This window comes from Burkholderia sp. SR8, from assembly GCF_052851275.1.
Genome location: NZ_JAULUC010000007.1, coordinates 273,974 through 299,904 on the forward strand (window position 1 = coordinate 273,974; position 25,931 = coordinate 299,904).

Genomic DNA, 25,931 nt, shown 5'->3' on the forward strand with positions numbered 1-25,931 from the left:
GGATTGCCGAAGCAATCCGCGCCCCTCAAAAACAGGGAGACGAGCGAACGCTCTGCTTTACTTCGGCAACTGGCTTGCGATGTAGCTGAATGCTCCCGAGATGCCGCCCGTGAGGGTACTCAGCGCGGCAACAAGAGCAACGGCGATAAGTCCGGCGATAAGTCCGTACTCGACTGCGGTAACCCCGTCTTCTTCCTTAAGGAAACGCTTGATGATTGCTTTCATTTTATTCCTCGTGCCTGTATGTACGTTTTTTGGCCTTTTATACGTTGTACATCCCCGCATATCCGGCCCTTGCCCCGCGCTGTTCGCTGCATCTGCGGCAACGACAACCAGGTGCGCTTTCTTTATATGTCACCCCGAGGGGTGTGTACCACGATTTGATGCAAGTTAACATTCGCGATAGTCATCCTCCTCGAACGTCGTGTACCGGACCGTACATTTCCTTACACCTGCCCGGGATTCTATATCCGATCCCATTTAAATTCCAACCTCTTTCAAGACGGGATCGAAAAACTTTCCGCGAGCGCCACGTATTTGTACGGCGTTTCGGTACGACTTACACATAGGATTTACGATAGGTTAGATGTGCACGCCTAATCCACCAGTAAAACACTCCAGCCACCTGCGGGGCACGCGCCCCACCCCACGTTACGCCGCACGCGTAACGCCAATGATGTGACGTTACGTTACGAAACGGCCGAAACCGTTCTCATTCGGCCGCTCTTAAACAGTTTCAACAATCTTTCAATTTCCATAAATTCCTTTTCCGACAAGGAATTGCCTCGTTTAAAACCAGTCGTCGAACCGACGGCCGTCGAAATGGCACGACAGTTGCAGAGTAATCCTCGCATCACCCAACACAACATCAGCTTCAATGCGAGGACGAAAATGGACATTCAGGTTATCCCTCATGGCACGCTCCGGACGACTATGATCGCGGCCACCGTGGCAGCCATGCTTTCCCTCTCCGCGTGCGGCGGTTCCGGTTCGATCAGCAAGGGCCTCAGCGGCGGCTCGAGCTCGGGCGGCGGCGACTCCATCTCTACGTCGGGCGGCGGCACCTCGGGTGGCACATCCGGCTCGACGAGCGGCAGCACGTCGGGCAGCACCAGCGGATCGACCAGCGGGTCCACGAGCGGGTCGACCAGCGGCAGCACGAGCGGCACGACGAGCGGCACGACGAGCGGAACGTCCAGCGGCACGAGCGGCACCTCGGGCGTGTCGTCGAATGCAGTGGGTAAGGTCCTCGCGAGCAGCACCAATATCATCACCAATCTCGGCGATACCGTGTCGAGCCTCGGCGGCGTCGTGTCGAGCCAGTCGCTGCCGGGCGTGAACCCGGGCACGACGCAGGCGGCAGGCGGCATCGTGCAAAGCGTCGGCGGCGCGGTCACGGCACTGGGCAATGGCCTCGGCAGCGGCCTCGGCCAGCTCGGCGCGACGACAGACCCGGTCGGCGTCACGGTCGCCAGCACGGGCGGCGTCGTGAACCAGCTCGGCGGCGCGGTCACGCAGACGGGCAACCTCGTCACGAGTCTCGGCAGCGGTCCGCTGTCGCCGCTTGCACCCGTCACCGGCGCCGTCGGCGGCCTGGTCACGCAGGTCGGCGGCGCGGTAGCGAACGGCGGCACCACACTGTCCAACGTGCTGTCGACCGGCCCGATCCAGCAGGTCACGCAGACGGTCAGCTCGGTCATCACGCCGATCACGACGATGGTCGGTCAGACGACGCAGACGATCGGCACGACCACCGGCCTCGGCGCTCCGGTCAATACGCTGCTCGGCACGATCGGCAACGGCCTGAACCAGGGCGGCGCGCTGATCGCATCGACGGGCGGCAACCCGGTCACGACCGGCCTCGGCGGCACCGTCTCGTCGGCCGGCAATACCGTGAAGGCCGTCGGCGGCCTGCTTACCGGCGGCACCGGCGGCGTGACCAACCCACTCGCGCCGCTTACGGGCCTCCTCGGGAGTGTCGGCGGTCTGGGCGGCGCTGCAGGCGGCACGAGCGGCGGCCCGCTCGCACCGATCACCGGCCTCGTCTCCACCGTCACGGGCGCGCTCGGCGGCGCCGCAGGCGGCACGAGCGGCGGTCCGCTGGCACCGGTTACCGGCCTCGTTTCCACCGTCACCGGCGCACTCGGCGGCGCTGCAGGCGGCACGAGCGGCGGTCCGCTGGCTCCGGTCACCGGCCTCGTTTCCACCGTCACGGGCGCACTCGGCGGCGCCGCAGGCGGCACGAGCGGCGGTCCGCTCGCACCGGTCACCGGCCTAGTCTCCACCGTCACGGGCGCACTCGGCGGCGCTGCAGGCGGCAGCGGCGGTCCCCTCGCACCGGTCACGGGTCTCGTCTCCACGGTCACCGGCGCACTCGGCAGCGTAACGGCCGGCGGCAATCCGATTGCCGCTCCGGTTCCCGCAGTCACCAGCACGGCCGGCGCACCGACACTGAGCGGCGGCACCAGCGCCGTCACGAGCTCCGGCTCCGGCACGAACCTGCTCTCGCCGGTCACGTCGCTGATCGGCGGCCTGCTTGGCGGCACGCACAAGTAACCCGACATCCGTTCATCGACAAGACAGCGAGGAGTCCATCATGTCCAAGCGTTCCATCACGACCACCGCCCTGCACCAATGGCGCGTGCCCCTTACCGTTTTCGCGACGGCGTGCCTGCTCGCCGCGTGCGGCGGCAACAGCGTCAGTGCGCCGCCGAGCAGCAACAACGGCGGCAGCTCCAGCGGCACGAGCGGTACCAGCGGAACGAGCGGCACCAGCGGCACGACGTCCGGTACCAAGGGCGCCGTCAGCACGCTCGGCCAGACCGCGACCGACCTCGGCAGCACGATCGGCAACGTCAGCGTGCCGGGTCTCGGCGACGGCGTGACGAAGGGCGTCGGCAGCACCGTATCGAGCACCGGCACGATCATCAACGCGGCCGCGGACGCGTTGAGCAACGGGCTCGGACAAACCGGCTCGATCAACGATCCCGTCGGCACGACGGTCGCCGGCCTCGGCAATGTCGTCGGCGCGACGAGCAACACGGTGTCGGGCCTGAGCTCGACGGTCAAGGCGCTGGGCACGGGCCAGCTCGCACCGCTCGCGCCCGTCACGACGCCGGTCGGCACGGTCCTCGACACGGTCGCGAACGGCCTGTCGGCGGCCGGCACGACGATCGGCTCGACGCTGTCGTCGGGTGCCGTACAGCAGGTAACGCAGCCGCTCAGCTCGGCGGTCACGCCGCTGGTGATCACCGCTGGCCAGATCACGCAACAGGTCGGCACGACGACCGGCCTCGGGCAACCCGTGTCGGGCCTGCTCGGCCAGGTCGGCGGCGCGATCAGCTCGGCGGGCAAGCAGGTCGCCGGTACGTCGAATCAGCCGCTGGTCGGTGACGTCGGTCAGCTGGTCACCGCAGTCGGCAACACCGTGACCAACGCGGGCGGCCTCGTGAATCCGAACGGCCCGAATGGCGCGGCACCGATCCCCGGCCTGATCACGAGCCTCGTCGGCGGCTCGACGGCTACCGTTCAGAACGGCTCGTCGTCGGGTTCCGGCTCGACGAACCCGCTCGGCGGCCTGCTGTCCGGCCTCGGCTCGACGCCGCTCGGCTCGCTCACGGGCACGGTCGGCGGCACAACGGGCAGCTCGGGCAGCAGTCCGCTCGCACCGGTCACCGGCCTCGTCTCGACGGTCACCGGCGCGCTCGGCGGCGCAACGGGCGGCGCGGGCGGTGCAAACCCTCTCGCGCCCGTCACCGGTTTGCTGAATACTGTCACCGGAGCAGTCGGCGGCGCAGCGGGAACCGGGGGTTCGTCGAGCCCGCTCGCGCCGGTCACGTCGCTCGTCGGCGGCGTAACGGGTTCGGCATCGTCGGGTAGCTCGACGGGCCTCCTGGCGCCGGTCACGGGATTGCTGGGCACGCTGGGCAGCGTTGGCAAGTAAGGAGGACGGTCGCGCCTTTGCAGCCGGAGCGGGAGGCGCGGCCGTACAAACACAACCGGCAATGCGGTACGCGGCGCGCGGCACCCCGGTGTCGCGCGCCCGCATTAGAAAGAAGACGAAAAGCAAGGCCTACGAGGAAAAACAATGAAATCCAGACTCGACAGATGGATGATGCTGCTCGCGATCGCGGCAGCAGGCACGGCACATGCACAGACGCGCGCGGCGGGTAACCCGCTCGATTCCCTTCCCCAGATCAACGCACCGAAAAAAGGACCGAGCGTCACCGTCCAGGTCGCGCCGCAGGCACCGCAGCTGCAGGAACTGCTGTCGCGCCATCTGACGCCAACGACATTCCAGGTCGAAGGCGTGAAGTCGATACCGTTCGACGAAATCTCGCGCCGCTTCACGCCCCTCGTCGGCAAGGACATCACGATCGGAGAACTGATCGAAACCGCCAACGGCGTGACCAAGCTGTACCAGGAGCGCGGCTATGCCCTGTCGTTCGCGTTCATTCCCGCGCAGACGTTCGAGAACGGCGTCGTGCGCGTGACGGTGGTCGAAGGCTACGTGGCGGACGTCAAGGTCACCGGCAAGCCCGGCGCGATGGAATCGAAGATCCGCGCGATCGCCGCGCACATCACGGCCGACCGCCCGCTGCGCCGCGCGACGTTCGAACGCTACGTGAACACGTTCGGCCTGCTGCCCGGCGTGTCGGTGAAGGCGAACGTGCCGCCGCCGCAGACGACCGACGGCGCGACGACGCTCGAACTGGCGGTCGACCGCAAGGCATTCAACATCAGCACGGGCATCGATTTCAATCACCCGGGCGTGCAGGGCCTCATCACCGCGACCGAAAACGGCCTCACGTCGTTCGGCGAGCAACTGAGCATTTCCGCGCTGGTGCCGCCCGGACGCGACAAGCAGACCTACGTCGCGTTCAGCGGCGCGGTGCCGGTCGGCAGCAGCGGCCTCGTCACACGTCTCGATGCCAGCACGTACCGTGGCAAGCCGACCGACAACCCCGGCCTGCCGTCGAGCGTCGAGCGTACCGTGAAGAACGAGAAGCTCGGCCTTTCGGCATCCTATCCGTTGCTGCTGAACAACCAGCGCAGCCTGCTCGGCACCGTGTCGGGCTATGCGTCGCACAACGAAGACCGTTACCAGAGCAAGCTGAACGGCAACAGCATCGACACCCGCTCGCAAGTGCGCGTGCTGCAACTGCAGCTCGACTACACGAGCGTGTCGGACAAGCAGGTGCAGAAGCTGAGCGTCAACGTCGCGAAGGGTTTCAACATCCTCGGCGCATCGAAGGCGCAGGACATCACGATCGGCTCGAACACGACGTCGGTGGACAGCCCGATTTCGCTGACGTTCGTGCGCACCGGCGCGACGTTCACGCAGACCAACGAATGGCCGTTCAAGATCGGCACGTCGGTCTCGCTGACCGGCCAGTACAGCCCCGATTCGCTGCCGACGTCCGAACAGATTTCGTTCGGTTCGACGCGCTATGCGCTCGGCTACCAGCCCGGCGAAACGTCGGGCGACTCCGGCTGGGGGATGTCGCTCGAGGTCAATCGCGGGTTCACGCCGGGCTGGACGTACATGAAATCGATCACGCCGTACATCGCGTACGACATGGCGCGCGTGTACCTGCATACCGGCACGCCGTCGCCGAGCCGGCTATCGTCGGTCGGTATCGGCGTACGGTTTACCGACAGCCGTTACTACAGTCTCGACCTGAATATCGCGAAGCCGGTCGGCGATGCGCCGGTTGAAAGCGCATCGCGCAGTCCACGCGTGAATGCGGCGTTCTCCTATCAGCTCAACTGATCGGACACCAAACAGCCCGCGTCCAGCGGGCTGTTTCGATTAGAGTCCCCTCTATCAAACGCGGCGCGCGGTTTCACGTATTCTGGCGAAGCTCGCAACAAGCCACCGCCCCATGCAGACGGTCGTGCGGGCACATCGAACACGACATGAAACAAGGAGGAAGACAATGATTCAACTGACCCGCCCGTTGCGCGCACTGGCCGTCGCAAGCGCGCTGCTCGCCTGCGCCGCCCCCACCTTCGCCCAGTCCGACAGCCCCGTCGGCATGTGGCAGACGATCGACGACAACACGCATCAGCCGAAGGCACTCGTGCAGATCGCCGATGACGGCGACGGCACGCTGTCGGGCAAGGTCGTCAAGGGCCTCGGCGCGAACGATACGCCCGATCGCCGCTGCACCGCATGCACGGACGAGCGCAAGGATCAGCTCATCAAGGGCATGACGATCATCAAGGCGATGAAGAAGGACGGCGATCACTGGGACGGCGGCAACATCCTCGACCCGGAAAACGGCAAGGTCTACAAGTGCAAGATGGCGCTGGAAGACGGCGGCCAGAAGCTCGTCGTGCGCGGCTACATCGGCGTATCGCTGCTCGGCCGGTCGCAGACCTGGGTTCGCGCGCAGTAAGTGCCGCGGCGCGCATCGATACGCGCGACGCAATAAAAAAATCGGCCTGCGACGATGTCGTCAGGCCGATTTTGTTTTGATGTGCGCGTGAATGAAATCAGCCGCCATCATGCTGCGTGCTTCATCGTATCCGGCGCATAGCTGCCCGGCGCGCGATACACCGGCACTGCGGCACTTCGCACCTCGGCCGCCTTCGACTGCGCGTGCTTGCGCATTCGCGTCGACAGTTCGTTGCACAGATTGACGCCGACGTCGCCATACAGCTCGCGCATCACCTGCATCAGCGTGCCGGTGTCGTGCCACACCTTGAAGCGGCGATGGCACGTCTGATACGACGGATAACGGCGCGGCATCGCGGACCACGTCGCGCCGCTATAGATCACCCACAGTACGCCGTTCAGGACGGCGCGCGTGTTGGCCAGTGGCCGGCCGCGCAACTCGGTGCGCGGCTGCATTTCGGGCAGAAGCGGCACGACGGCGCGCCACTGGTGGTCGGTCAGATCTCGATACGGTGTCATGGACATCTCCAGCCTTGGGAACCATGACACAACGATATCGGCTGACCTCAGCGGTGAATATAAGACGAGTCCGAAAATGCCCCGAGATCGCCGGAATTTGACCGGAATTGACGATTGAAGCGCGTCACTTGCCGGGCGCTGCGATCAGGTGAGCGAAGTATCGACGATGCGGCGCGGCGTTTCGAGGTATTCCTTCGACTGCATCTCGACGATCCGCGATACCGTGCGCGCGAATTCGTTCGCCATCGGCCCTTCGATGTACAGCTGCTCCGCCGGCACCGCCGCCGACATCAGCAGCTTGACCTTGTGGTCGTACAGCACGTCGATGAGCCACGTGAAGCGGCGCGCCTCGGACGCCATCCGCGGCGACATCTGCGGCACTTCCGACAGCACGATCGCGTGGAAGCGGCTGGCCAGCTCGAGATAGTCGTTCTGCGAGCGCGGGCCGCCGCACAGCGTCGCGAAATCGAACCACACGACCCCGTCGGCCTTGCGCAGCGCCTTCAGCTCGCGCTTCTCGATGTGCAGGATCGGGCTTTCGTCCGGCACCGCGGCGAGCTTCGCGAATGCATGACGCAGTTCGCGGTCGGCATCCGCGCCGAGTGGCGTGTGATACATCTGCACCTGCGCGAGCGTGCGCTGACGATAGTCGACGCCCGCGTCGACGTTCAACACGTCGAGCTTCTGCTTGATCAATGCAATCGCCGGCAGCATGCGGTCGCGATGCAGGCCGTCGGGATACAGGTCGTCGGGATCGTAGTTGGACGTCATCACGAACTGCACGCCGTTGTTGAACAGGCGATCGAGCAGCCGGTACAGGATCATCGCGTCCGCGATGTCCGACACGTGGAATTCGTCGAAGCAGATCAGCCGGTAACGCTTCGCGATGCGCCGCGCGAGTTCGTCGAGCGGATCGGCCTGCCCCTTCAGTTCCTCGAGTTCGCGGTGCACTTCGCGCATGAATTCGTGGAAGTGCAGGCGCGTCTTGCGCTGCACGGGCACCACCGCGTAGAAGCTGTCCATCAGGAAGCTCTTGCCGCGGCCGACGCCGCCCCACATGTAGACGCCGCGCGGCAGGTCCGGATGATTGATGAGCTTCTTGAATGCGTTCGAGCGGCGCGCCTTGTAGTCGACCCACTCGTCGAAGCAGCGCTGCAGGCGATCGACGGCTGCGCGCTGTGCGGGATCGGACTGATAGCCGCGCGTGGTCAATTCGCGCGTGTAGTATTCGGTGACGTTCATCGGGACAAACCGGAAAAAACGAAGGCGAGCGGGAAATCCCGCCCGCCTTCGTCATGAGACGGCTGCGCCGGCCAAACGGCCGGCCGGCGCTATACCGCGCTCAGCTGTTCAGCGAGCGCTTGTCGACCGCGAGCGCCGCTTCGCGCATCACTTCCGACATCGACGGGTGCGGATGGCAGATGCGGGCGATGTCTTCCGACGCCGCCTTGAACTCCATCGCCACCACGGCTTCCGCGATCAGGTCCGACGCGTTCGCCGCGATCACGTGCACGCCGAGCAGTTCGTCGGTCTTCGCGTCCGCGATCATCTTCACGAAACCGTCCGGCGCGTTCATGCCGAGCGCACGGCCGTTGATCGAGAACGGGAACTTGCCCGACTTGATCTCGCGGCCTTCGGCCTTCAGCTGCTGTTCCGTCTTGCCGACCCATGCGATTTCCGGGTACGTGTAGATCACCCACGGAATGCAGTTGTAGTCGATGTGCGGCTTCTGGCCGTCGATCACTTCCGCGACCAGCACGCCCTCGTCTTCCGCCTTGTGCGCGAGCATCGGGCCGCGCACCACGTCGCCGATCGCGTAGACGTTCGGCACGGCCGTGCGGCAGTGGTCGTCCACGTCGATGAAGCCGCGCTCGTTCGCCTTCAGGCCGATCGCCTCGAGGCCGAGGTTGTCGGTGTTCGGCACGCGGCCGACCGACACGATCAGGCGGTCGGCGTCGAGCGTCTGCGCGTTGCCGTCCTTGTCCGTGTAGGCGATCGACACGCCGTCCGCGGTCGTCTTCACGTCGCCGATCTTCACGCCGAGATGGATGTCGAGGCCCTGCTTCTTGAACAGCTTCGCCGCTTCCTTCGCGAGCGCTTCGTCGGCTGCGCCGAGGAACGCCGGCAGTGCTTCGAGCACCGTCACTTCGGCACCGAGGCGACGCCACACCGAGCCGAGCTCGAGGCCGATCACGCCTGCGCCGATCACGGCGAGCTTCTTCGGCACCGAGTCGAACGTCAGCGCGCCTTCGTTGTCCGACACGATCTTGTTGTCGACCGGGATGTTCGGCAGGTGACGCGCCTTCGAGCCCGTCGCGATGATCACGTTCTTCGCCGTGACGACTTCGGCTTCGCCTTCGCCGCTCACTTCGATCTGCACGCCGGCGTCGGTCTTGCCGGTGAACTTGCCATGGCCCTTCAGCCAGGTGATCTTGTTCTTCTTGAACAGGAACTCGATCCCGCTCGTCATCTTCTCGACGATCGCGTCCTTGCGGCCGAGCATCTTCGCGACGTCGATCTTCACGCCATCGACCGTGATGCCGTGATCGGCCAGGTGATGCGACGTGTTCTCGAACTCTTCCGACGACGCGAGCAGCGCCTTCGACGGAATGCAGCCGACGTTCAGGCAGGTGCCGCCGAGCTTCAGCGCGCCGGCCGGGTTCTTCCACTTCTCGATACAGGCAACGGTCTTGCCGAGCTGCGCGGCGCGAATCGCGGCGATGTAGCCACCGGGGCCGGCGCCGATCACGACGACGTCAAATTCCTTGGACATGACAATCCTTTCTACTTGTACGCCCGCAGGCTCGCGCGTGGGCGCGAACCTGCGGAGCGGGTCAATGCGGTGAGACTCGGCTTACAGGTCGAGCAGCAGGCGTGCCGGATCTTCCAGCGCGTCCTTCATCGCGACGAGCGACAGCACCGCTTCGCGGCCATCGATGATCCGGTGGTCGTACGACAGTGCCAGGTAGTTGATCGGACGGATCACGATCTGGCCGTTTTCGACAACCGGGCGCTCCTTCGTCGCGTGCACGCCGAGGATGGCCGACTGCGGCGGGTTGATGATCGGGGTCGACAGCATCGAGCCGAACACGCCGCCGTTCGAGATCGAGAACGTACCGCCCGTCATTTCCTCGATCGACAGCTTGCCGTCCTTCGCCTTCTGGCCGAATTCGGCGATCTTCTTTTCGATCTCGGCGAGGCTCAGCTGATCCGCGTTGCGCAGGATCGGCACGACCAGGCCGCGCGGCGAACCGACCGCGATACCGATGTCGAAGTAGCCGTGATAGACGATGTCGTTACCGTCGATCGACGCGTTCACCAGCGGGAACTTCTTCAGCGCGTGCACGGCCGCCTTCACGAAGAACGACATGAAGCCGAGCTTCACGCCATGTTCCTTCTCGAACTTGTCCTTGTACTTCGCGCGCAGGTCCATGACCGGCTGCATGTTGACTTCGTTGAACGTCGTCAGGATCGCGTTGGTCTGCTGCGATTCGAGCAGACGCTCGGCGATACGCGCACGCAGACGCGACATCGGCACGCGCTGTTCCGGACGGTCGTTGAGCCACGTCGTGGCCGATGCCGGCACCTTCACTTCCGGCAGCGACGGCTTCGCAGCGGCGGTCTTCGCCGGTGCGGCGGCCGGAGCAGCTTTCGGTGCGCCCGCGGCCAGCGCGTCGCCCTTCGTGACGCGGCCGTCGCGGCCCGAACCCGCGACGTCGCCTGCCGACAGGCCCTTCTCGGCCAGCAGCTTCGCTGCGGCCGGCGATGCGGCGGCCGAGCTCGATGCGGTTGCGGCTGCCGGCTGGGCTGCCGGTGCGGCTGCAGCAGGCGCTGCCGCCGGCTTCACTTCCGCGGCGCCCGCCGCTGCTTCTGCAGCACCGGCCTTCGCTTCGGTGTCGATCGTTGCGATGACCTGGTCGGCAACGACCGTGTCACCGTCGTTCTGCAGCACTTGCGCGAGCACGCCCGCGGCCGGTGCCGGCACTTCGAGCACGACCTTGTCGGTCTCGAGTTCGATCAGGATTTCGTCCTGCGCGACTGCTTCGCCCGGCTTCTTCTTCCACTGCAGCATGGTGGCTTCCGAAACCGACTCCGAAAGCTGGGGGACTTTGACTTCTACGATAGCCATGTGATTTTCCTGGATGCTTAATCTGGGTAATGACGAGGTTCGTGCGACCCTTTCGGCCGATGCGGCGCGCGACGCGGCCGGCGGGCCAAAAGAGACGGGAAAGCGCAGTGCGCCTTCCCGTTTCGCTTGACGTCGATTATTTCGCGATCGATGCGCTCTTCAGGCGGCCGAACGCACCTTCGATGAGGGCCTTCTGCTGCTCGTAGTGCTTCGCGTAGTAGCCGACCGCCGGCGAGGCCGAAGCCGGACGGCCGCTGTATGCCAGCTTCTGCCCTTCCTTCATGCCTTCCTTCAGGTGGTGCTCGACGTAGAACCAGGGGCCCTGGTTCTGCGGCTCGTCCTGCACCCAGACCACTTCAGTCGCGTTCTCGTACTTCTTCATTTCGGCTTCGAACTGCTTGTGCGCGAACGGATACAGCTGCTCGATACGGATGATCGCGACGTCGTTCGCCTTCGCTTCGCGGCGGTGCGCGACGAGGTCGTAGTACACGCGGCCCGAGCACACCAGCACGCGCTTGACCTTCTTCGCGTCGATGCCGCCGTCGGTTTCGCCCAGCACCGGCTGGAACGAACCCTTCGCGAGTTCCGACAGGTCCGACACCGCTTCCTTGTGGCGCAGCAGCGACTTCGGCGTGGCGACGATCAGCGGCTTGCGGAACAGGCGGATCATCTGGCGGCGCAGCAGGTGGAAGATCTGCGCCGGCGTCGTCGGCTGGACGACCTGCATGTTGTGATCGGCACACAGCTGCAGGAAACGCTCGATACGCGTGGACGAGTGTTCCGGACCCTGGCCTTCGTAGCCGTGCGGCAGCAGCATCGTGAGACCCGACACGCGGCCCCACTTCACTTCGCCCGACGAGATGAACTGGTCGATCACGACCTGCGCGCCGTTCACGAAGTCGCCGAACTGCGCTTCCCACAGCACGAGCGTGTTCGGCTCGGCGGTCGAGTAACCGTATTCGAAACCCAGCACCGCTTCTTCCGACAGCACCGAGTCGATCACCGTGAACTTCGCCTGACCGTCGGCGATGTTCTGCAGCGGCACGTACGTGCCGTCGTTCCAGCGCTCGCGATTCTGGTCGTGCAGCACCGCGTGGCGGTGCGTGAACGTGCCGCGGCCCGAGTCCTGGCCCGTCAGGCGCACCGAGTAGCCCGATGCGACGAGCGACGCGAATGCGAGGTGTTCGCCCATGCCCCAGTCGAGCGGCTGGTCGCCGCGCGCCATGTTGCGGCGGTCGTTGATCACGCGCTCGACGAGCGGGTGAACCTTGAAGTTTTCCGGGACCGTCGTGATGCGTTCGCCCAGGCGCTTCAGTTCGGCGAGCGGCACGGCCGTATCGGCCGCGTCCGTCCACTTGCGGTTCAGGAACGGCACCCAGTCGACCGCGTACTTGCTCTTGTAGTTCGACAGGACCGGATCGACGGTGTGGTGACCGTCGTCCATCGCCTTGCGGTACGCCTTCACGTAGTTGTCGGCGTCTTCCGCGGTGATCACGCCCTGCTGCACGAGCTTCTCGGCGTACAGCGCACGGGTGCCCGGGTGCTGCGCGATCTTCTTGTACATCAGCGGCTGCGTGACGGCCGGCGTGTCCTGCTCGTTGTGACCCAGCTTGCGGAAGCAGACGATGTCGATCACGACATCCTTGTGGAACTGCATCCGGTAGTCGATCGCGATCTGGATCGCGAGCACGACGGCTTCCGGATCGTCGCCGTTCACGTGCAGCACCGGCGCTTCGATCATCTTGACCACGTCGGTACAGTACAGCGTCGAGCGCGCGTCGCGCGGGTCGGACGTCGTGAAGCCGATCTGGTTGTTGATGACGATGTGCAGCGTGCCGTGCGTGCCGTAGCCGCGCGTCTGCGCGAGGTTCAGCGTTTCCATCACGACGCCCTGGCCGGCGAAGGCCGCATCGCCGTGGATCTGCACCGGCAGCACCTGCAGGCCGTCTTCGTCGCCGCGGCGGTCCATCCGCGCCTTCGCCGAACCTTCGACCACCGGGTTCACGATTTCGAGGTGCGACGGGTTGAACGCGAGCGACAGGTGGACCGGGCCGCCTTCCGTCGACACGTCCGACGAGAAGCCCTTGTGATACTTCACGTCACCGGCCGGCAGGTCGTCGACGTGCTTGCCTTCGAATTCGGCGAACAGGTCGGCCGGCATCTTGCCCAGCGTATTGACCAGCACGTTCAGGCGGCCGCGGTGCGCCATGCCGATGATGATTTCCTGCACGCCGCGCTTGCCCGCGTGCTGGACGACTTCGTCCATCGCCGCGATGAAGCTTTCGCCGCCTTCGAGCGAGAAGCGCTTCTGGCCGACGTACTTGGTGTGCAGATAACGCTCGAGGCCTTCCGCTGCCGTCAGGCGATTCAGGATGTGCTTCTTCTTGTCGGCCGAGAAGGCCGGCGTCGCGCGGATCGATTCCAGGCGCTCCTGCCACCAGCGCTTCTGCTCCGGGTCGCTGATGTACATGAACTCGGCGCCGATCGTGCCGCAGTACGTGTCACGCAAGCCCTTGACGATGTCGCGCAGCGAAGCCTGGTCGAAACCGAAATACAGGTTGCTCGCGCTGTACGTCTGGTCGAGATCGCCTTCGGAGAAGTCGTAGAAAGCAGGTTCGAGTTCGGGGATGGCGGGACGTTCGCGACGCTTCAGCGGATCCAGATTGGCCCATTGCGAGCCGAGGAAGCGGTAGGCGCTGATCAGGGACTGGACGTGGACCTGCTTGCGCGCGGTCGCCAGATTGCTGGTGCTTTCGCGCGGGATGAAGGCATTGGCCTTCGCACGCTCGGCGAACGATTCGACGATCGGGAAGTGAGCGACGTCATTGGCGTTCGAACCGTCGGTTGCAGGCACGTTCTGCAGCGCGTCGAAATACTCTCGCCAGTTCTCCGGCACCGACGCCGGATTGTTGAGGTATGCATCGTACAGTTCTTCAACGTACGAAGCATTGCCGCCGAACAGATAGGAGTTCAGCTGAAACTGCTTCATTACATCTGACATTTTACGCTCACCTTTCTTCGAGCTTCTCGAGAAATAGCGGGTTACTCAACCTTCCGCGACACGGCCTGACCGTTTAGCGGATTGCGAATCAAGTCTTGCTTGGAAGGACCTAAAACTTGCGTGCGCGCAGCATATCACAGAACCGATACCGGAGTTCACGACGAAATGCGCGTGAAAGCCCGCGCGGCGGGGTTTTGCCGGATTGCAGCGACCGCGGGGAACAGTGTTTTGCAATCGACCGGATTGCGCGTCGCGCGAATGCAAAAAAGGCCGCCCGAAGGCGGCCTTTTCCGTGATGCGCGGGAACGCTCGATGCTTAGTCGACCGCGCCTTCGCGGCTCGCGCGGCGACGCTCATGCTCCTTCAGGAAGCGCTTGCGCAGGCGGATCGACTGCGGCGTCACCTCGACGAGCTCGTCGTCGTCGATGAATTCGACCGCGTATTCGAGCGACATCTGGACCGGCGGCACGAGACGCACGGCTTCGTCGGTGCCCGATGCGCGCACGTTGGTCAGCTGCTTGCCCTTGATCGGGTTCACGACGAGGTCGTTGTCGCGGCTGTGGATGCCGATGATCATGCCCTCATACAGCGCGTCGCCCGGCTTCACGAACATGCGGCCGCGATCCTGCAGCTTCCACAGGGCGTACGCGACCGCCGCGCCGTCGTCCTGCGAGATCAGCACGCCGTTGCGGCGTTCGAAGACCGAACCGTCCTTGACCGGCGCGTACGAATCGAAGATGTGGCTCATCAGGCCCGTGCCGCGCGTGAGCGTCAGGAATTCGCTCTGGAAGCCGATCAGGCCGCGCGCCGAGATCTTGTATTCCAGACGCGTACGGCCGCGGCCGTCCGATGCCATGTCGAGCATCTCGCCCTTGCGGCGGCCGAGCTCTTCCATCACGCCGCCCTGGTGTTCGTCTTCGACGTCGACGGTCAGCAGCTCGTACGGCTCGTGGCGCACGCCGTCGATTTCCTGCATCACGACGCGCGGACGCGACACGGCGAGCTCATAGCCTTCGCGGCGCATGTTCTCGACGAGAATCGTCAGGTGCAGTTCGCCGCGGCCCGACACTTCGAACACCGTTTCGTCGCCCGTGTCCTTCACGCGCAGCGCGACGTTGTGGTTCAGTTCCTTCATCAGGCGGTCGCGGATCTGGCGGCTCGTCACGAACTTGCCTTCGCGGCCGGCGAGCGGCGACGAGTTGACGAGGAAGTTCATCGTCAGCGTCGGCTCGTCGACGGTGATCATCGGCAGCGCTTCCGGCGTGTCGACCGCGCAGATGGTCGCGCCGATGCCGACGTCTTCAATACCGTTGATCAGCACGATGTCGCCCGCTTCGGCCGACTCGACCTGCACGCGCTCGAGGCCCTTGAACGACAGCACCTGGTTGATCTTGCGGTTCAGCACGTCGCCTTCCGGGCCGAAGCGCATCACGACCGGCTGGCCCGGCTTGATACGGCCGCGCGTGATGCGGCCGACGCCGATCCGGCCGACGTACGTCGAATAGTCGAGCGACGTGATCTGGAGTTGCAGCGGCGCTTCCGGATCGGCCGGGCGAACCGGCACGTGCGCGAGGATCGCCTCGAACAGCGGGCGCATGTCGCCTTCGCGGGTCGCCGGATCGAGCGACGCGTAGCCGTTCAGGCCCGATGCGTACACGATCGGGAAATCGAGCTGCTCTTCGGTCGCGCCGAGCTTGTCGAACAGGTCGAAGGTCTGGTTGATGACCCAGTCGATCCGCGCGCCCGGACGGTCGATCTTGTTGATGACGACGATCGGCTTCAGGCCGAGCGCGAGCGCCTTCTTCGTGACGAAGCGCGTCTGCGGCATCGGGCCCTCGACCGCGTCGACGAGCAGCAGCACCGAGTCGACCATCGACAGCACGCGCTCCACCTCGCCACCGAAGTCCGCGTGCCCCGGCGTGTCGACGATGTTGATGTGCGTGCCTTCGTATTCGACCGCGCAGTTCTTCGCGAGAATCGTGATCCCGCGCTCTTTTTCGATGTCGTTCGAGTCCATCACCCGTTCGGCAATCTGCTGGTTCTCGCGGAAGGTGCCGGACTGGCGAAGCAGTTGGTCGACGAGCGTGGTCTTGCCGTGGTCGACGTGAGCGATGATGGCGATATTGCGAAGGGCGCGGGTCATAGAAACCTGAAATCGTTGAACGCGCAAACGCGCACGCTCGTCAGTCACCGGGACACGTGCGCGCGCGTTGCAGCTTGGAAACCGCAAATTATAGCACGTGAGCGTGTCGAAAGCCGGCCCGCTTCGTTGCAATGCAACAAGCGGGGGACGCCCGCCCTCGCCTCCGACCGACAACGCCGCCCGCGAACGTCCTGCGCGCGACCGAAAACCCTGACGCGCACAAGGTAATTTCGAGATACGGAGCACGGCCTCGGCCGTTCGATTAACATTTGCCGCGGCAAGCAATTGCGCCTATACTGCTGCCTAGTCAACTATTGCAGCTTCAGGGTTTTATGTCGGATTCTCCTTCCCAACCGCCCGTTTCGCCGCTGTCCACGTATCAGATGAACGACAGCGTCGGTTATCTGATGTCGCGCGTGAAATCGGTGATGACCAACCTCGTCACCCAGCGCACGCAGGAAGAGCTCGGCATCACCGGCACGCAGGCGAGCATGCTGTTCATGATCGCGGTCGGCAAATGCTCGACGGCCGCCGAACTCGCGCGCGAGTACGGAATCGACGCAAGCGCGGTCACGCGCCTGCTCGATCGCGTCGAGAAACGCGGGCTGCTGTCGCGCGTACGAAGCGTCGAGGACCGGCGCGTCGTGCGCCTCGAACTGACCGACGAAGGCCGCGCGCTTGCCGAGCGGCTGCCGCCGGTGTTCCGCAGCGTGCTCGACGAGTTGCTGGACGGCTTCACGCCGGAAGAAGTCGGTTTTCTGAAGAGCATGCTGCGCCGCATTCTCAGCAACTATTGCGAGAACGCAGGCGGTAGCGTCACGTAATAGTTGCCATAACAATTACTTTTGACAGATTAATGTAAGGAAATCCTTGCAGTGTCCATCATTCATTCCGAGTCAGGGAACAGCGCGATGAAATCCTCCCCGTTGTCCGTGCGCGCCGGGTCGTGCCGCGCCGCCGTTGCCGCCGCGGTTGCCGCGCTGGCGCTGGCGGGCTGCGCAAACTACATCGGCATCAAGAGCGACAAGCAGATCGCTCCCGCGTCGCAATTCGAAACCGCCCAGAGCCTGCCGGCACAGGGCGGCCAGTGGCCGACGCTCGACTGGGCGAACCAGTTCGGCGACCCGCAGCTGCCGAAGCTGATCGACGAGGCGCTCGAGGGCAGCCCGTCGATCGCGCAGGCGCAGGCGCGCATCGCGAAGGCGTCGTCGTATATCGAATCGTCGCGCTCGAACCTGATGCCGAAGGCCGAGGCCAGCTACTCGTGGACGCGCGAACTGTATTCGTCGAACGCGCTGTTCCCGCCGCCGTACGGCGGCCAGTGGTACAGCGAGAACAACGTGCTCGCGAGCGCGTCGTGGGATCTCGACCTGTGGGGCAAGAACCGCGAGCGGCTGCATACCGCCGTGTCGCAGGAAAAGGCCGCCGAAGCCGACATGCAGCAGGCGCGCATCACGCTCGCCGCGTCGGTCGCCCGCACTTACAACTCGCTCGCGCAGCTGTATGCGCTGCGCGACATCGCGCAACGCGAGATCACCAACCGCCAGACGGTCGGCAAGATCACCGACGGCCGCGTGTCCGCCGGGCTCGACACCAACGTCGAGCGCCAGACCGCGCGCGGCAACATCGCGACCACGCAGGCATCGCTGTCCGACCTCGACGGCCAGATCACGACCGTGCGCTACCAGCTCGCCGCGCTGCTCGGCAAGGGACCGGACCGCGGGCTGCAGATCGCCGCGCCGGTGATGAACCCGACCGGCGAAGTCGCGCTGCCCGGCAACCTGCCGGCCGACCTCGTGTCGCGCCGCCCGGACATCGTCGCCGCGCGCTGGCAGGTCGAGGCCGCGATGCACGACGTGAAGGAAGCGAAGGCCGAGTTCTTCCCGGACGTGAACCTCGCGGCCGGCTTCGGCTTCGATGCGTTCGGCTGGGGCAAATTCCTGAACTTCGCGAGCCGCCAGGCGCAGTTCGGCCCGGCCATCCACCTGCCGATCTTCGACGCCGGCGCGTTGCGCGCGCAGCTCAAGGGCCGCTATGCGGACTTCGACCTGTCGGTCGCGAACTACAACCAGACGCTGATCAACGCGCTGAACGACGTCGCGACGCAGGTCGCGTCGATCCGCGCGGTCGATCGCCAGATGGACGACGCGCAGCGTGCGCTCGACGCATCGACGCGCGCGTACGACCTCGCCGTGATCCGCTACAAGGCCGGCCTGTCGCCGCAGCTGCAGGTGCTGACCGCGGACAGCAACCGCCTCGCGTCGGAACAGACCGTCACCAACCTGAAGATGCGCCGGCGCGACATGCAGCTCGCGCTGATCAAGGCGCTCGGCGGCGGGTTCGACGCGACCGGCACGCGGCTCGCCGCGCCCGACGCCGACAAGCAGACAAAACAGGCCGCCAACTGATCCGGCGCCACCACTACGCAGACACTCGAAATAACGGACGGAGAAAATCGCCATGAGCGACCCTCAACAAAACGCCGCCAGCGCGCAGCCGCAGAACAACGGAAAGCGCAAACGGATGATGACGCTGCTGATCGCGGTCATCGTGATCGCGGCCATCGCGTACGGCCTGTACTACTTCCTCGTCGCGCGCTTCCATGAAGAGACCGACGACGCGTACGTAAACGGCAACGTCGTGCAGATCACGCCGCAGGTCACCGGTACCGTGATCGCCGTGAAGGCCGACGATACGCAAACGGTCAAGGCCGGCGATCCGCTCGTCGTGCTCGACCCGGCCGATTCGCAGGTCGCACTGCAGCAGGCCGAAGCGAACCTCGCGCAGACGGTGCGCCAGGTGCGCGGCCTGTTCGTCAACGACGACCAGTACCGTGCGCAGGTCGCGCTGCGCCAGTCCGACCTGTCGAAGGCACAGGACGACCTACGCCGCCGCCTCGCCGTCGCGCAGACGGGCGCCGTGTCGCAGGAAGAAATCTCGCATGCACGCGATGCCGTGCGCGCCGCGCAAGCGTCGGTCGACGCCGCTCAGCAGCAGCTCGCGTCGAACCGCGCATTGACCGCGAACACGACGATCGCGTCGCACCCGAACGTGCTGGCCGCGGCGGCGAAGGTTCGCGACGCGTACCTCGCGAACGCGCGTAACGTGCTGCCGGCGCCGGTCACCGGCTACGTCGCGAAGCGCTCGGTGCAGGTCGGCCAGCGCGTATCGCCGGGCAACCCGCTGATGTCGGTCGTGCCGCTGAATGCGGTATGGGTCGACGCGAACTTCAAGGAAGTCCAGCTCAAGCACATGCGCGTCGGCCAGCCGGTCGAACTGACGGCCGACATCTACGGCTCGTCGGCGGTCTATCACGGCAAGGTCGTCGGCTTCTCGGCCGGCACGGGCTCGGCGTTCTCGCTGCTGCCGGCGCAGAACGCGACGGGCAACTGGATCAAGGTCGTGCAGCGCCTGCCGGTGCGGATCGAGATCGATCCGAACGACCTTCAGAAGCATCCGCTGCGCATCGGCCTGTCGATGCAGGTCGACGTCGACATCAAGGACGAGCGCGGCGACCAGCTCGCCAACGCGCAGAACACGGTCTACGAGACCAACGTGTTCGCGAAGTACGGCGATGAAGCCGACGCCGAGATCGCGCGCATCATCGCCGAGAACGCCGGCGGCAATGCGCCGGCACCGGCCGCGGCGAAATCGAACAACGCCGCCAAGATGATGTAACGGTTCCGACTCCGGAAAAACTACCGACATGGCACAGGCTCCTGTCTCCCACCCGCCGCTGCAAGGCGGGCAACTCGTGCTCGGGACGATCGCGGTATCGCTCGCGGTGTTCATGAACGTGCTCGACACGTCCATCGCGAACGTCGCGATCCCGACCATCTCGGGCGACCTCGGCGTATCGTCCGACCAGGGCACCTGGGTCATCACGTCGTTCGCGGTCGCGAACGCGATCTCCGTGCCGCTGACGGGCTGGCTGACCGACCGCTTCGGACAGGTGCGCCTGTTCCTCGCGTCGATCATCCTGTTCGTCATCTCGTCGTGGATGTGCGGACTCGCGCCGAGCCTGCCGTTCCTGCTCGCGTCGCGCGTGCTCCAGGGCGCGGTCGCGGGGCCGATGATTCCGCTGTCGCAATCGCTGCTGCTGTCGAGTTATCCGCGCGCCAAAGCGCCGATGGCGCTCGCACTGTGGTCGATGACGACGCTGATCGCGCCGGTCGCCGGCCCGATTCTCGGCGGCTGGATCTCGGACAACTACTCGTGGCCGTGGATCTTCTACGTGAACATCCCGGTCGGCATCGCCGCCGCGCTCGCGACGTGGTCGATCTATCGCACGCGCGAATCGACGGTGCGCCGCGCGCCGATCGACGGCGTCGGCCTCGCGCTACTCGTGCTGTGGGTCGGCTCGCTGCAGATCATGCTCGACAAGGGCAAGGATCTCGACTGGTTCGCGTCGACGACGATCATCGCGCTCGCACTGATCGCCGTCATCTCGTTCGCGTTCTTCGTGATCTGGGAACTGACCGCCGAACACCCGGTCGTCGACCTGTCGCTGTTCCGGATGCGCAACTTCACGGGCGGCACGATCGCGCTCGCGGTCGGCTACGGGCTCTACTTCGGCAACCTCGTGCTGTTGCCGCTGTGGCTGCAGACCCAGATCGGCTATACGGCGACCGACGCCGGCCTCGTGATGGCGCCGGTCGGCCTGTTCGCGATCCTGCTGTCGCCGCTGACCGGCAAGTTCCTGCCTCGCACGGATCCGCGCTACATCGCGACCGCCGCGTTCCTGATATTCGCGCTGTGTTTCTGGATGCGCTCGCGCTACACGACCGGCGTCGACGAGTGGTCGCTGATGCTGCCGACGCTCGTGCAGGGTATTGCAATGGCCGGCTTCTTCATCCCGCTCGTGTCGATCACGCTGTCCGGCCTGCCCGGCCACCGCATTCCCGCGGCATCGGGGCTGTCGAACTTCGTGCGGATCATGTGCGGCGGCGTCGGCACGTCGATCTTCCAGACCGCGTGGGATCACCGGAACAACTTCCACCACGCGCAGCTGGTCGAGCAGACCAATCCGTACAACCCGACGTTCAACCAGGCCGTCACGCAGATGGGCAACCTCGGGCTGACGCGGGACCAGGCACACGGCCTCATCAACAACATGGCCACGCAGCAGGCTGCGCAACTCGGCGTGAACGACCTGTTCTACATCTCGGCCGCGATCTTCGTGCTGCTGATCGGACTGATCTGGATCACGAAGCCGGAACGCGCGGGCGGCGGCGATGCGGGTGCGGCCGCGTCGGCGGCACACTGAGCCGTTACGCGTCTTCGCGTTCACGCAACAAAAAGCCCGGTCTCGACCGGGCTTTTTTTCGTTTCGACGGCGCGTGCGCGCCGCGCATCATCCCGCCGTCACGACGAGGCGTTCGGGCGCGAGCACGCCATTGGCCTTGCGCGCGACACCGAGCAGCCGCTGCGCGTCGTACACGCGCACGCGTTCGCCGTCCGCCGCGTCGATCGGATCGAGCGCCGACAGCGGCAAACGCTGGCCGTGCAGGAATCGCTTCGCGCTGGCGTCGTCGAGCCGCACGAGCGGAAAGGTCGACAGCAATGCGTCGACCGGCTGAAGCCACGCGTCGCGCGCCGCTTCGTCAGCGTCGGACAGCGCGTCGAGCGTCACCGCATGCTCGAGCGTCAGCGCGCCGACACCCGTGCGGCGCAGCATCGTCAGATGCGCGCCGCAACCGAGCGCTTCGCCGAGATCTTCCGCGAGCGTGCGCACGTACGTGCCCTTGCTGCAGGTCACGCGAAACGTCACGTCCGGCAGTTCGCACGCGAGCAAGTCGAGCGCATGGATCGTCACGTTGCGGCCTTCCCGCTCGACCGTCTGGCCCGCCCGCGCATATTCGTACAGCGGCTTGCCGTCGCGCTTGAGTGCCGAATACATCGGCGGCACCTGCACGATCTCGCCGGTAAAGCGCGCGAGCGCCGCTTCCACCGCCGCGCGGTCGCATTCGACGGCGCGCGTGCCGAGCACGTCGCCTTCCGCATCGCCGGTCGTCGTGCGCACGCCGAGACGCATCGTCGCTTCGTAGGTCTTGTCCGCTTCCAGCAAGTCCTGCGAGAACTTCGTCGCCTCGCCGAAGCACAGCGGCAACAGGCCCGAGGCCAGCGGATCGAGTGTGCCGGTATGGCCGGCCTTCTTCGCGAGCAGCAGGCGCTTCGCGCGAATCAATGCGTCGTTGCTCGACAGGCCGACCGGCTTGTCGAGCAGGAGAACGCCGTCCAGCGCGCGTCGCGGCACGCGCGGACGCTGGGAAGCTGCAGTCGTCATCGGCGCGCGCTCAATCGTCCTTCGCGGGTGCGTCGGCTTCGTCGTCGTCCTTCGCGCGCGTCGAGTTGGCTTCCTTGATCAGGCGCGACATTTCCACGGCCTTCTCGATCGTCTGGTCGTAATGGAAATGCAGCGTCGGCACCGTGTGGATGTGCAGCCGCTTGAACAGCAGGTTGTGCAGGTGACCCGACGCGTGGTTCAGCGCTTCCTGCGTCTTGTCCGGATCGCCGGTAAGCGCGGTGAAATAGACCTTCGCGTGCGCGTAGTCCGGCGTGAGCTCGACGCTCTGGATGGTCACGATGCCGATGCGCGGGTCTTTGACCTCGCGCATGATGAGTTCGGACAGATCGCGCTGAATCTGGTCGGCAATCTGAACGTTGCGATTGGGGGAAGTACGTTTCCTGGACATGATCGATCCGTGATCCGTTTATCAGGATAAAGCGGCGCGCCTCGGGCACGCCACCATGAAAATGGGCGGGACAGGCCCAAGCCTGCCCCGCCCAAGAGCCGATTCGCGACGATTACAGCGTACGTGCGACTTCGGTCACTTCGAAGACTTCGAACTGGTCGCCTTCGACGATGTCGTTGAAGTTCTTCACCGACATACCGCACTCGAAGCCTTGCTTGACTTCCTTCACGTCGTCCTTGAAGCGCTTCAGCGATTCGAGTTCGCCCGTGAAGATCACGACGTTGTTGCGCAGCACGCGAACCGACGACGAGCGCTTGACGATACCGTCGGTCACCATACAGCCGGCCACCGTACCGATCTTCGGCACCTTGAACACCTGGCGCACCTCGACCATGCCGGTGATGACTTCGCGCTTCTCCGGCGCCAGCATGCCCGACATTGCCGCCTTCACCTCATCCACTGCGTCGTAGATGATGTTGTAGTAGCGGATGTCGATACCGTTGGCTTCGGCCAGCTTGCGCGCCTGTGCATCCGCACGCGTGTTGAAGCCGATGATGACCGCCTTCGAGGCCGTTGCGAGGTTGACGTCGTTTTCGCTGATGCCACCGACCGCGCTGTGCACGATCTGCACGCGCACTTCGTCGGTCGACAGCTTGAGCAGCGACTGCACGAGTGCTTCCTGCGAGCCCTGCACGTCCGCCTTGATGATGAGCGGCAGGTTCTGCACTTCGCCTTCGCCCATCTGCTCGAGCATGCTTTCCAGCTTCGCGGCCTGCTGCTTCGCCAGCTTGACGTCGCGGAACTTGCCCTGGCGGAACAGCGCGATTTCGCGCGCCTTGCGCTCGTCCGGCAGCACGATCACTTCCTCGCCCGCACCCGGCACTTCCGACAGACCCTGGATTTCGACCGGGATCGACGGGCCGGCTTCCTTCGTCGGCTTGCCGTTCTCGTCGAGCATCGCACGCACGCGGCCATAAGCGGTGCCTGCCAGCACGATGTCGCCGCGGTTCAGCGTACCGGACTGCACCAGGATCGTTGCGACCGGACCCTTGCCCTTGTCCAGCTTCGCTTCGATCACGATGCCCTTGGCCGGCGCCTCGACCGGTGCCTTCAGTTCCAGCACTTCGGCCTGCAGCAGCACGTTCTCGAGCAGGTCGTCGATGCCGACGCCCGTCTTCGCCGAGACCGGCACGAACGGCGAATCGCCGCCGTATTCTTCCGGCACGACGCCTTCCGCGACCAGTTCCTGCTTGACGCGGTCCGGGTTCGCTTCCGGCTTGTCGATCTTGTTGATCGCCACGACGATCGGCACGCCACCGGCCTTCGCGTGGGCAATGGCTTCCTTCGTCTGCGGCATCACGCCGTCGTCGGCCGCCACCACCAGCACCACGATGTCGGTCGCCTTCGCGCCGCGTGCACGCATTGCCGTGAACGCCTCGTGACCCGGCGTATCGAGGAACGTGATGACGCCGCGCGGCGTTTCGACGTGGTATGCGCCGATGTGCTGCGTAATGCCGCCCGCTTCGCCCGCTGCGACCTTCGCGCGGCGGATGTGGTCGAGCAGCGAGGTCTTGCCGTGATCGACGTGGCCCATCACCGTGACGACCGGCGGACGCGGCAGCTGCTCCGCATCGGTACCGGTCTCGCCTTCGACCAGCAGCGCTTCCGGATCGTCCAGCTTCGCGGCAACCGCGCGGTGGCCCAGTTCCTCGACGACGATCATCGCCGTTTCCTGGTCCAGCACCTGGTTGATCGTGACCATCTGGCCCATCTTCATCATCACCTTGATGACTTCGGAGGCCTTGATCGACATCTTGTGCGCGAGATCGGCAACCGAGATGGTTTCCGGCACGTGCACTTCACGCACGATCGGTTCGGTCGGTGCCTGGAACGTCGACGCGCTGTCCTGGTGACGGCCGCGACCCTTCGGGCCGCCGCGCCAGCCGCGGTCGACGCCGCCGCTCGAATCGCCGCGCGTCTTGATGCCGCGGCGCTTCGCTGCGTCGTCCTGCCAGCCGCCCTTGCCGCCGCCCGGCTTCTTGTTGCGGTCGCCCGCGCCTGCCGGTGCCTGCGTCGTCGCCGGCGCTGCGCCGGCCGGCTTCTTCACGGCCGGACGCGCCTGCGCACCTGCGCCAGCCGGCTTGGCCGGCTTGTGCAGCGTGCCCTTCGCTTCGGCCGGCTTCGGCGGTTCGACCGGCTTCGGCGGCTCGACTGCCTTGACCACGGCCTTGCGCGGCGTGTTCATCATTTCGCGGATCGCGCGTGCTTCGGCTTCTGCCGCCGCGCGCCGCTTGCTGATCTCTTCCTGCTCGGCGCGTGCCTTGTCCGCCGCCTCGCGGGCTGCGTCCTCGGCCTTCTTCGCCGCTTCGCGCTGGGCCGCGCGTTCGGCGGCCGCGCGTGCTTCATCCTGCGCGGACTGCGCACCGGCGGTTTCCTGCTGGGCCTCGGCGGCCTGCTGCGCAGCTGCCTGCTTTGCCGCCGCGGCTTCGGCCGCGGCACGCTTCGCCGCCGCCTCTTCCTCGGCACGGCGGCGCTCGGCCTCGGCCGCTTCCTCGCGGGCGCGGCGCTCGGCTTCCTCGCGCTCGAGGCGTTCCTGGCGCTCGCGCAGCTCCTGCGCCTGCTTCTCGAGCAGTTCGGCCTCGCGGCGCGCCTCTTCCTCGCGACGCTTCAGTTCCGCATCGTCGTCCGCTTCGGCGACCTGCGCCTGACCCTGTTCCGCACCTTCGGCCACGTCGTCGCGCTTGACGAACGTACGCTTCTTGCGGACCTCGACCTGAATGGTGCGAGCCTTGCCCGTCGCGTCAGACTGCTTGATCTCCGACGTATGCTTGCGGGTCAGCGTGATCTTGCGCTTGTCGCCGTCGGTTGCGCCGTGCGACTTGCGCAAATGATCGAGCAGACGCGCCTTGTCCGCCTCGGACAGCGCATCGTCTTCACTCGCTTTCTGGACGCCCGCTGCCTGCAGCTGTTCGAGCAGCACACCAGCAGGCATTTTCAGTTCCGCGGCAAATTGGGCTACGTTGTTACTCGCCATTCATTCCTCT

18 protein-coding genes are annotated in these 25,931 nt (G+C 65.4%); 8 read left to right on the top strand and 10 right to left on the bottom strand.

The annotated features are described in order from the left end of the window. Nucleotides 1–57 precede the first annotated feature (57 nt). The gene (locus Q3A80_RS11890; RefSeq protein WP_446329224.1) at nt 58–225 is read right to left on the bottom strand and encodes a Flp family type IVb pilin; all 168 of its coding nucleotides are present in this window, start codon (nt 223–225) and stop codon (nt 58–60) included. Nucleotides 226–891: 666 nt separating this feature from the next. Here Q3A80_RS11890 and Q3A80_RS11895 point away from each other — a divergent pair. From Q3A80_RS11895 to Q3A80_RS11910, 4 genes are all read left to right on the top strand, one after another. Next, nucleotides 892–2,556 (top strand): collagen-like triple helix repeat-containing protein, encoded by a 1,665-nt coding sequence (locus Q3A80_RS11895; protein ID WP_446329225.1) that lies wholly within the window; start codon nt 892–894, stop codon nt 2,554–2,556. 40 nt (nt 2,557–2,596) lie between these two features. Beyond that, nucleotides 2,597–3,943: a collagen-like triple helix repeat-containing protein gene (locus Q3A80_RS11900; RefSeq protein WP_446329226.1), complete on the top strand. Its 1,347-nt coding sequence runs from the start codon at nt 2,597–2,599 to the stop codon at nt 3,941–3,943. A 144-nt stretch (nt 3,944–4,087) separates the two neighbouring features. After that, complete coding sequence (locus Q3A80_RS11905) at nt 4,088–5,773, top strand: ShlB/FhaC/HecB family hemolysin secretion/activation protein (protein WP_446329227.1); 1,686 nt, start codon at nt 4,088–4,090, stop codon at nt 5,771–5,773. A 166-nt stretch (nt 5,774–5,939) separates the two neighbouring features. Next, on the top strand, nt 5,940–6,401 hold the full coding sequence (locus tag Q3A80_RS11910) for a DUF2147 domain-containing protein (RefSeq protein WP_446329228.1): 462 nt from the start codon (nt 5,940–5,942) through the stop codon (nt 6,399–6,401). A gap of 107 nt (nt 6,402–6,508) precedes the next feature. Here Q3A80_RS11910 and Q3A80_RS11915 read toward each other — a convergent pair whose 3' ends face one another. From Q3A80_RS11915 to typA, 6 genes are all read right to left on the bottom strand, one after another. Further along, nucleotides 6,509–6,919 carry a transposase gene (locus tag Q3A80_RS11915; RefSeq protein ID WP_446329229.1) on the bottom strand — a complete coding sequence of 137 codons (411 nt, stop codon included), beginning with the start codon at nt 6,917–6,919 and terminating at the stop codon, nt 6,509–6,511. 144 nt (nt 6,920–7,063) lie between these two features. After that, entirely contained in the window at nt 7,064–8,161 is a 1,098-nt protein-coding gene (gene zapE / locus Q3A80_RS11920; RefSeq protein ID WP_446329230.1) for a cell division protein ZapE, read from the bottom strand. 100 nt (nt 8,162–8,261) lie between these two features. Then, nucleotides 8,262–9,692 carry a dihydrolipoyl dehydrogenase gene (lpdA, locus tag Q3A80_RS11925; RefSeq protein ID WP_174926064.1) on the bottom strand — a complete coding sequence of 477 codons (1,431 nt, stop codon included), beginning with the start codon at nt 9,690–9,692 and terminating at the stop codon, nt 8,262–8,264. An 81-nt stretch (nt 9,693–9,773) separates the two neighbouring features. After that, nucleotides 9,774–11,048, bottom strand: coding sequence for a 2-oxoglutarate dehydrogenase complex dihydrolipoyllysine-residue succinyltransferase (gene odhB / locus Q3A80_RS11930; RefSeq protein ID WP_040144057.1), 1,275 nt, complete (start codon nt 11,046–11,048; stop codon nt 9,774–9,776). A 136-nt stretch (nt 11,049–11,184) separates the two neighbouring features. After that, complete coding sequence (locus Q3A80_RS11935; protein ID WP_446329231.1) at nt 11,185–14,049, bottom strand: 2-oxoglutarate dehydrogenase E1 component; 2,865 nt, start codon at nt 14,047–14,049, stop codon at nt 11,185–11,187. Nucleotides 14,050–14,365: 316 nt separating this feature from the next. Next, on the bottom strand, nt 14,366–16,192 hold the full coding sequence (gene typA / locus Q3A80_RS11940) for a translational GTPase TypA (protein WP_059467636.1): 1,827 nt from the start codon (nt 16,190–16,192) through the stop codon (nt 14,366–14,368). 332 nt (nt 16,193–16,524) lie between these two features. Between typA and Q3A80_RS11945 the strand changes: the two genes are divergently transcribed. From Q3A80_RS11945 to Q3A80_RS11960, 4 genes are all read left to right on the top strand, one after another. Beyond that, nucleotides 16,525–17,016 (top strand): MarR family winged helix-turn-helix transcriptional regulator, encoded by a 492-nt coding sequence (locus Q3A80_RS11945; protein WP_446329232.1) that lies wholly within the window; start codon nt 16,525–16,527, stop codon nt 17,014–17,016. A gap of 87 nt (nt 17,017–17,103) precedes the next feature. Beyond that, complete coding sequence (locus Q3A80_RS11950; protein ID WP_446329233.1) at nt 17,104–18,600, top strand: efflux transporter outer membrane subunit; 1,497 nt, start codon at nt 17,104–17,106, stop codon at nt 18,598–18,600. A gap of 52 nt (nt 18,601–18,652) precedes the next feature. Continuing rightward, complete coding sequence (locus Q3A80_RS11955; protein WP_446329234.1) at nt 18,653–19,870, top strand: HlyD family secretion protein; 1,218 nt, start codon at nt 18,653–18,655, stop codon at nt 19,868–19,870. A gap of 28 nt (nt 19,871–19,898) precedes the next feature. Further along, nucleotides 19,899–21,458 carry a DHA2 family efflux MFS transporter permease subunit gene (locus Q3A80_RS11960; protein WP_446329235.1) on the top strand — a complete coding sequence of 520 codons (1,560 nt, stop codon included), beginning with the start codon at nt 19,899–19,901 and terminating at the stop codon, nt 21,456–21,458. Between the two features lie 87 nt (nt 21,459–21,545). Here Q3A80_RS11960 and truB read toward each other — a convergent pair whose 3' ends face one another. The 3 genes from truB to infB all read right to left on the bottom strand — a co-directional run bounded on the left by truB (nt 21,546) and on the right by infB (nt 25,921). Beyond that, nucleotides 21,546–22,478, bottom strand: a complete 933-nt coding sequence (truB, locus tag Q3A80_RS11965) for a tRNA pseudouridine(55) synthase TruB (RefSeq protein WP_446329236.1) — start codon at nt 22,476–22,478, stop codon at nt 21,546–21,548. Nucleotides 22,479–22,488: 10 nt separating this feature from the next. Continuing rightward, nucleotides 22,489–22,887 carry a 30S ribosome-binding factor RbfA gene (gene rbfA / locus Q3A80_RS11970; RefSeq protein ID WP_006495346.1) on the bottom strand — a complete coding sequence of 133 codons (399 nt, stop codon included), beginning with the start codon at nt 22,885–22,887 and terminating at the stop codon, nt 22,489–22,491. A gap of 112 nt (nt 22,888–22,999) precedes the next feature. Beyond that, entirely contained in the window at nt 23,000–25,921 is a 2,922-nt protein-coding gene (gene infB, locus Q3A80_RS11975) for a translation initiation factor IF-2 (protein ID WP_446329237.1), read from the bottom strand. Nucleotides 25,922–25,931: the final 10 nt, after the last annotated feature.